Here is a 527-nt window from a genome sequence, read left to right on the forward strand (position 1 = left end):
GCCAACCCACCCCCAGCGCCTCCCTTGATCAAGGGAGGGGAGAAGAGGGAGGGAGCGCCCCGTCGTTCGCCGATCGCGCCGCGCGGCTTGCGGGGCTGGCGGGGGTGATGTTCGGCTGGCCGCCCGATGCCTTCTGGCGCGCGACCCCGGCGGAGCTCGCGGGGCTGGTGCGCGCCTGTCTCGGCGACGAGGGCGATGCGGTGCCGCCCGATGCGGCGACGATCGCGCGTTTGAGGGAAAGGTTCCCCGATGGATGAGGAAATCGAGCGGCTGGTGATCGACGTCCGCGCCGACACGACGGCGTTCGCGCGCGACGTGGCGGCGATGCGCGGCGAGCTCGAAGGCCCGCTGGCGGCCGGCGCGGATCGCGCGGGGCGGGCGATCGAGCGCACCCTGTTGCGCGCGGTGCAGAGCGGGAAACTGGGCTTCGAGGATCTCAAGAAGGTCGCGCTGTCGGTGATGGCCGAGATCGCCGCCTCGGCGATCCGCGGCGGGCTTCAGCAGATCCTCGGCAGCGGCGGCTCCGG

The 527-nt window shown here is 73.2% G+C and carries 1 protein-coding gene and 1 pseudogene; both read left to right on the forward strand.

The genetic code is table 11. The features are described from left to right. Nucleotides 1-257 (forward strand): phage tail assembly chaperone (locus tag BGN95_RS27270; protein WP_502688325.1); only part of this gene is annotated, 257 nt, incomplete at its 5' end. Next, nucleotides 250-527, forward strand: a pseudogene (locus BGN95_RS20215) (tail tape measure protein); the annotation flags it as partial. The gene BGN95_RS27270 and the pseudogene BGN95_RS20215, both read left to right, overlap by 8 nt.

This window comes from Sphingomonas sp. 66-10 (assembly GCF_001897045.1).
Lineage (GTDB): Bacteria > Pseudomonadota > Alphaproteobacteria > Sphingomonadales > Sphingomonadaceae > Sphingomonas > Sphingomonas lycopersici.